The sequence below is a fragment of the Streptomyces sp. NPDC104307 genome, assembly GCF_055584045.1.
In genome coordinates this window covers 203,054-209,682 of the sequence record NZ_JBVJMU010000015.1, presented here as the reverse complement: position 1 = coordinate 209,682, position 6,629 = coordinate 203,054, and the positions used below count along the sequence as shown (strand labels likewise).

Annotated in this window: 6 protein-coding genes; 3 read left to right on the top strand and 3 right to left on the bottom strand. The window is 69.4% G+C overall.

Annotated elements, in window-relative coordinates; translation table 11 throughout:
- Window positions 1-195 precede the first annotated feature (195 nt).
- Window positions 196-1,029 (top strand): hypothetical protein, encoded by an 834-nt coding sequence (locus ACZ601_RS30345; RefSeq protein ID WP_469544013.1) that lies wholly within the window; start codon window positions 196-198, stop codon window positions 1,027-1,029.
- Window positions 1,030-1,118: 89 nt separating this feature from the next.
- Window positions 1,119-1,688, top strand: a complete 570-nt coding sequence (locus ACZ601_RS30340) for a DinB family protein (RefSeq protein ID WP_469544010.1) — start codon at window positions 1,119-1,121, stop codon at window positions 1,686-1,688.
- Between the two features lie 93 nt (window positions 1,689-1,781).
- On the opposite strand, the gene ACZ601_RS30335 is transcribed toward ACZ601_RS30340, so the two are convergent.
- Together ACZ601_RS30335 and ACZ601_RS30330 are read right to left on the bottom strand one after the other, a co-directional pair.
- Window positions 1,782-3,785, bottom strand: coding sequence for a glycosyl hydrolase family 28-related protein (locus ACZ601_RS30335; protein ID WP_469544007.1), 2,004 nt, complete (start codon window positions 3,783-3,785; stop codon window positions 1,782-1,784).
- A gap of 280 nt (window positions 3,786-4,065) precedes the next feature.
- A complete protein-coding gene (locus ACZ601_RS30330; protein WP_469544041.1) occupies window positions 4,066-4,560 on the bottom strand; it encodes a TetR/AcrR family transcriptional regulator in 495 nt (164 codons plus the stop codon).
- A gap of 141 nt (window positions 4,561-4,701) precedes the next feature.
- Here ACZ601_RS30330 and ACZ601_RS30325 point away from each other — a divergent pair, with 141 nt between their 5' ends.
- Complete coding sequence (locus ACZ601_RS30325) at window positions 4,702-5,673, top strand: SDR family NAD(P)-dependent oxidoreductase (protein WP_469544004.1); 972 nt, start codon at window positions 4,702-4,704, stop codon at window positions 5,671-5,673.
- 125 nt (window positions 5,674-5,798) lie between these two features.
- Here ACZ601_RS30325 and ACZ601_RS30320 read toward each other — a convergent pair whose 3' ends face one another.
- Window positions 5,799-6,479 (bottom strand): glyoxalase, encoded by a 681-nt coding sequence (locus ACZ601_RS30320; protein WP_469544002.1) that lies wholly within the window; start codon window positions 6,477-6,479, stop codon window positions 5,799-5,801.
- Window positions 6,480-6,629 lie beyond the last annotated feature (150 nt).

The following is a 6,629-nucleotide window of genomic DNA, read 5'->3' as shown; positions in this document are numbered from 1 at the left end:
AAGACGCTCGACTGGGATACCCCAGCCGAGCGTCTACGTGATCTACTCACCACCTAAAAACCAGGCGGTGTTGCGACGACCACTGGAACCCAAGCACCGAACAGGGGCCTGACCACTTCGATCGTTAGGCCCGATCTGATGGCTGTCAGCCAGCTTAGTGCTGCCCCCTCCTCTGTTCCCACGCTTGATCACCCGATGGCCAATCCCGGGTACGGCAAGCGTTCGGCGCCCGGCCAACGCCCCCGCACCGATCACGACTTCACCCACCTGCTCCCCCGTGACGCCGCCGTCGCCGCGTACATCGACGGCCTGTGCGACGGTGCCGACATCTCCGTGAAGACCCTCGCCAAAGTGCTCCCGTACGGGCAGTGCGCCCTGCGGACGACGTTGAACCGGCTCCAGGAAGCGGGCCACCTGCGCCGGGGCAGCGAGTGCGTCGCGACCGAGGAAGCCCTGATCTGGGTCACCCGGACGTTCTTCTCCCGCACCTCACGCGGGGACGAGTGGTGGGACGCGTTCACCCGGGGCGACGTACCGCAGGATCAGGAGCGGACATCCCAACGCCCCACCCGGTCCCGCGCGTTCATCCTGCTAGCCGCCCTCGGCCGCCACACACCCGCGCTCACGCTCTCCCAGGCGGACTGCGTGACGCTCGAACCGCAGGTCAGCGAATGGTTCGAGCGCGGCGCCACCGAGCCGGAAGTCCTGAACGCCCTGACCGAGGGCCTCCCACCACGCATCCACCACGCCGCAGCCCTCCTCCGCCGACGCCTCCTCGACAAACTCCCACCCGTACGCGAAGCCTCCCCGGCACCCCGGATCGTCCTGCGCACCCTCGAATGCCGCGAATGCCGCGCACCCGGCAGTGCGCAAGCGATGCCCGGCGGACTGTGCGGAAACTGCCGGGGCAACTCCCCCGATGTTTCCACCGGCCCCGCAGACGCCGTCCCCGACCACGGCGTACGCGCCAGGATGAGCGCCGTACGCGCCGGACTCGTACCCCGCGCCGAGCGGCAGAAGAGGGGCTGACCAGGCTGACCAGCGGGCCGGGCGGCACGGACCGGACAAGGCGCGCCGGGCGGCAAACCACTGGCGGTCGCGGGTCTCCGCAGACGACCATGGAACGCATGAGCGACCAACCCGCACGATGGAGCCAGGCCACCGTCTATCCCGACATGTGGGCCGACCCCGACGACGACCCCCGCAACAGCGAAGGAGTCAGCCCGGACGGCGAACTGGCCACCCTCCAGGACTTCCTGAAGGACTACCGCCTCACCCTGCGGATGAAGTGCGAGGGCCTGGACGCGGAACAGCTGGCCCGCAAGGCCGTTCCGCCGTCGACCATGTCGCTCCTCGGCCTGGTGCGGCACCTCGCCGAGGTCGAGCGGGACTGGCTCAACTGGATCAGCGACGGCGACCCGAAGCCGAAGCTCTACGGAAAGCGTGACGCGGACTTCGACGGAGCCGTCGCGGACCCGGCCGTGGTGGACGCCGCCTGGGCCGACCTGGCCCGCGAACAGGCCGCGACCGACGCCGCCCTGTACGGGCACCCGGACCTGGGCACCCGGCTGGGCAAGGACGGCATCGCCGTACGGGAGTTGCTCGTGCACCGGATCGAGGAGTACGCCCGGCACTGCGGCCACGCCGACCTGCTGCGCGAGTGCGTCGACGGGCGGGTGGGGCAGTGACCGGCTGAGCCGTCCCGGGGAGTGGGCGGCCCAGCCGGTCGTCAGTGGTTCTCCTGCCTGCCGGCCGGCGTCACGAAGCTCTCGGCGCCGGTGTCACCACGCTCCCGGCGCCGGTGGCGGGACGACGGCCGGACGGTCGTCGCAGGTGATCGTGTTGGGGAGCAGCCAGGGGGCCAGCCAGTCGCCGTCGTTGCCGCCCAGGTCCGTCAGGGCGAACTCAGAGCCCGTGGCGGGGAAGTTGAACGAGCCGCAGTTGTTGACGCCCACCGCGCCGACGTTCCGCGCGTCCACGTTCTCGAACGTGGCGCCGCCCGCCGCGCGGGCGCTCAGCACCGAGGTGCCGGTGCCGTCCACCTTGATGTCCTTGAAGTGGACGCCCTTGATGACGTACTGGTCCTTCACCGCCCAGTCGGAGACCAGCATGATCGCGTTGTAGGTGCTGTCGAGGAAGTTGTTGCCGGTGACCCGGATGTCCGCGTCGATGCTCTTGTCCAGGGCGAAGATCCAGAGGGCGCCGAGGCCGATGTTCCAGTTGAGCTCGTACGTACCGGCGCGGACCGTGGTGTTGGCCGTGAGGTTCAGCTTCCCGGCGAAGGGCTCGGCTCCGAAGCGGGAGCCGACGTGCAGCGCGCTGCCCTCGCGGATCGGGTCGGCCACCAGGTTGTTCGAGACGGTGTTGTCGGTGCCGCCGTAGATCGCGATGCCGTTGGCCAGGACCGGGGTCTGGACGGTGTTGTGGTCGAAGGTGTTGCGGGCGTTCGCCGTCTTCTCGGACCACATGGCGAGGCCGTCGTCACCGGAGTTGCGTACGAAGGTGTGGGCTACGCGTGAATCGGTGACGCCCGTATGGAAGTTGATGGCGTCCGCGATCTGGTCGACGATGGTGTTGCCGGTGATCCGCAGGTTCTTCATCGGCCCGTCGAACCACATGCCGACCTTGGTGTGGCTGATGTGCAGGCCCTCGATGGTCGAGTCACTGAGCGCGCCGCCGATGCCGTTGACCTGGTCGGTGTCGATGCGTGTCCGTACGTCGCCCTCGATGGCGAAGCCGGACAGGTGGACGTTGCGGCTGCCGCCGTCCGCCGCGTCCTTGCCGTAGAAGCCGACTCCGGTGTGGACCGAACCGTCGGCGGCCGGGGTGTCGAGGGCGACCTCATGGCCCTTGATCTTCGTGTACCAGCTGCCCGCGCCGACGATCGTGACGTTGTCCACGACGATGTGCCGGTTCACCTGGTACGTGCCCGGCGGGATGTACACCTTGAGGTGGGTGCGCTTCGCGAAGGCGATGGCCTTGTCGATCGCGGCCGCCGAATCGCGCCGGCCGGTGGGATCGGCCCCGAAGGCGAGGACGTTGGCGGCGAGCAGCTCGATGTGCGGGGAGCCGGCCAGCTCCGAGTCCAGCAGGTCGATCGTCGTGGACGCGGCCCTGCTGCCCGCCGGGACGGTCAGCCGTACGGTGTCACCCGCGCGGTACGTACGGCCGAGCAGGAGGCGCTGTTCGTCGTAGAAGTGGCTGGGCCGGTACGGCTTGGCGATGACCGGGGCCGGGGTCGTCTCGCTGGGTACGCAGGAGCACTCGGTGATCCACCAGTCCGGGTGGAGCAGCCCGGCGCCCGGGTCGTTGGAGAACGGGTACTGGTTGTACAGCCAGGAGTACTGCGAGGTCAGCGTCATGGTGGAGCGCTTCTTGCCGTTCACCGCGACGTCCAGCGGTGCGGTGATCCCGCCGCCGTTCGGCGCGTCCGGGATGCTGTAGCGCACGGTGATCGCGTTGGCGGCGCGCGGCAGCCTGAACTCGACGTGCTGGCCCGGCTCCAGGCTGACCGCCTTGCGGCCGGACGCCTCCGCCGGGAGCGTGTACGCGGCCCGGTCCGGGCCGATGACCGTGCCGTTGGTCGCGGCGCTCTCGGCCTCCTGCTCGACGAACGGCACGTCGGCGCCCCGGCCGGCCACGAGCGCCGGGTCGAGGGCGGCGCGGGTCACGGGGGATGCGGTGGCAGTGGATGCCCCGGCAGTCGATGCCGTGGCTGGGGTGCGCGGGGCGGCCGGTGCGGGCGCGCCCGTCAGCACGCCGAGGCCGACTGCGGCGGCGGTCATCGAGGCAACCGCCGTCGCGTACAGGGCTGTTCGCCGCGGTCTTCGCGGGCTCACTTCAGTACCGGTGATCTTCCGTGACATCGCAGGCCCGTCTCTCTGAGGTGCGGCCGGGGCAGCCCGGGATGGCCGCCGGGGAGGTGAGGCGACAGTAGGACCCGCACCTCACGGCCCACAAGACTCCTGCGAGATGTTTCCTCCGACTTGCTGTCCACGTACACATCTTCGTTGGATTTTTGCGTTACGAGGACGCTTCGTTGCGAGATCTGCGCACCGGGAGAGGTCAGCGCACCAGGAGACCGATAGCGACCTTCAGCCGGTCGAGGTAGAACTCCCGTGACGCGGCCTGATGCTTGAGGCCGATCGACGCGCTGATCATCGTCTGTGCGACAGGGGAGGCCGCCTCTTGTCCTGACTCGACGGCGATCGCGCCTGTGATCAGTTCTTCGAAACGTCGCGGCGCGGTTTCGACGATCTCTCCGAGGAGGTCGGGGTTGTCCTCGATGACCGCCGCCACGTCGCGCGCCAGCGGCCCGACATAGCGGCCCGCCCACTGGTCGAACGCTTCGGCGAGACGCTCCGGAAGGGGGCGGCCGGTGTCGGCCAGGACGTGCTGGACCGCGGCGATGTCCCGCTCCAGGGACTGGGCGGCTGCGGCACGGAAGAGAGTCTCTTTGGAGGAGAAGAGGAAGTAGAGACCGGGCCGGGAGATGCGTGCCGCCCGCGCCACTTCTTCCATCGAGGTCTTCCGGTAGCCGAATCGCGCGAACGTGACCATGGCGGAGTCCAGAACCGCGGTGCGGCGGTCGCTCGGGGCGATTGCCGCCGAGGAGTGGGCGGAATCGGGGCTGCTCATGGGGTGAGCATACGAGCGGTAGTCGAACTATACAAAGTGAGTGCAGTACGTATAGTAGGTGGCGTGACTACTCGCAGGCTCATCTCCACGCGCTTCACCGCCTCTAGCACCGCGGAGGAGGTGCTGCGGGGCGGTGACCTCACCGGCGTCCGCGCGATCGTGACGGGAGCCTCCTCCGGACTCGGGATCGAGACGGCGCGGGTGCTGACCGCCGCCGGGGCGGAAGTGACGCTCGCGGTCCGGAACACGACCGCAGGTGACGCCGTCGCCGAGGCCATCGCGAAGTCGACCGGAGGGATCCGGCCCCGGGTCGTCCGGCTCGACCTCGCCGACAGGACCACCGTCACACGGTTCGTCGACGCATGGCGCGGCCCCCTTCACCTGCTGATCAACAACGCGGGCGCGATCACCGGTGGGCTCGAACGAACGCATGAGAAATGGGAGTTGCAATTCGCGACCAACCATCTCGGCCACTTCGCTCTGGCCACCGGCCTTCACGACGCCCTGGCCCGCGGAGCAACCGACCGGGACGGAGCACGGATCGTCTCGGTCAGTTCGACAGCCCACATGCGTTCCGGCATCGACTTCGACGACCTCCATTTCGAGCGTCGCGCCTACGACCCGCAGATCGCCTACGCCCAGTCGAAGACGGCGAACTCCCTCTTCGCCGTCGAGGCGACCCGCCTCTGGGCATCCGACGGCATCGTCGCCAACGCGGTGAACCCCGGCGGTATCGCGACGGGACTGCAACGGAACTTCACCCCGGAGCAGAAGGAGTCGCTCGACGCGGCCGAGGCCGCCGGGGTCTTCACCTACAAATCGGTCGAACAGGGGGCCGCCACCAGCATCGTGGCGGCCCACGCCCCCGAGTTCGCCCACTCCGGAGGCCACTACCTCGACGACTCACAAGAGGCCTACACCGTGCCGAACGACGCCGACCTCGCGCAGCACCCGCACGGCGTCAAGGAATGGGCGCTCGATCCCGCCACCGCCGAGCGCCTCTGGACCGTCTCGGCCCATCTGCTCCGCGCCTGACTCCACAGCCCGGAGCGCCGACCGACCGCTTCCCCCTCGGACGCGGATGAGAGGGGCGGGAGCAGCGGGGCGGGAGCAGGGGCGCGGAGCGCGGAGCCGTGCGTCAGGACGGGCGGAGCCGTGCGTCAGGACGGTTCGGGCGCGGTGGACGGCGCGGGAGCGGGCGACCCGGCGGCCTCCCAGGCGAAGCCGTCCGGGTCGGTGAAGGAGCCGCCGCCACCGAGGGCGATGCGGTGCGAGCCGGTGCCGTCGGCGGGGACGCCGAGGTCCTTGGCCAGGCCGCGGCGCTTGTACAGCGCCAGCTTGACCGGGCTGGACTGGCCGGGGGCGAACTCGGCGTACTTGCCGCCGAAGCTCTTGGTCACGGTCATGCCCCGGCCGACGTAGAACTCCTTGGTGGCCTTCACGTCCTCGACGCCGATCAGCAGGACGACCTCGTCGATCTCGCGGGTGGCCGGGCCGGTGTCCTTCTTCGCCGAGGTCGCGATCTTCCAGATCGTCCCGTCCGGGGCCTGGACGACGCCGCCGTAGCCCCACAACGACTTCGCGGCGGGCTTGAGGACCGTGGCCCCGGCGTCCACAGCGGCGCCGACGAAGCCGTCGACGGTGGCCGGCCCGGACACCGTGACCCCCAGAGTGAAGCCACGGAATCCGGTGGAGTGCGCCTCGGACGCCCGCAGGCTTATGTAGGCGTCCACCCCGAAGGCGGCGTAGAAGCGGCGGGCGGCATCGAGGTCGGCCACCTCGACGGTGACGGACGCGAGGGAGGTGTCGGATGCGGTGGAACCGTTGATTGCCATGTCCATCACGCTAAGGGCCGCCCCGCAGCCGAGGCTTCTCGATTCCTGACCGGTCTTGCTCCTGGCCGTTTCCGCTCACCGAGCATCCAACTCGATGGTTGGATTTTCGTGATCACGCGTGCTACCTTCCAACTCGTCAGTTGGAAATGCTCACCG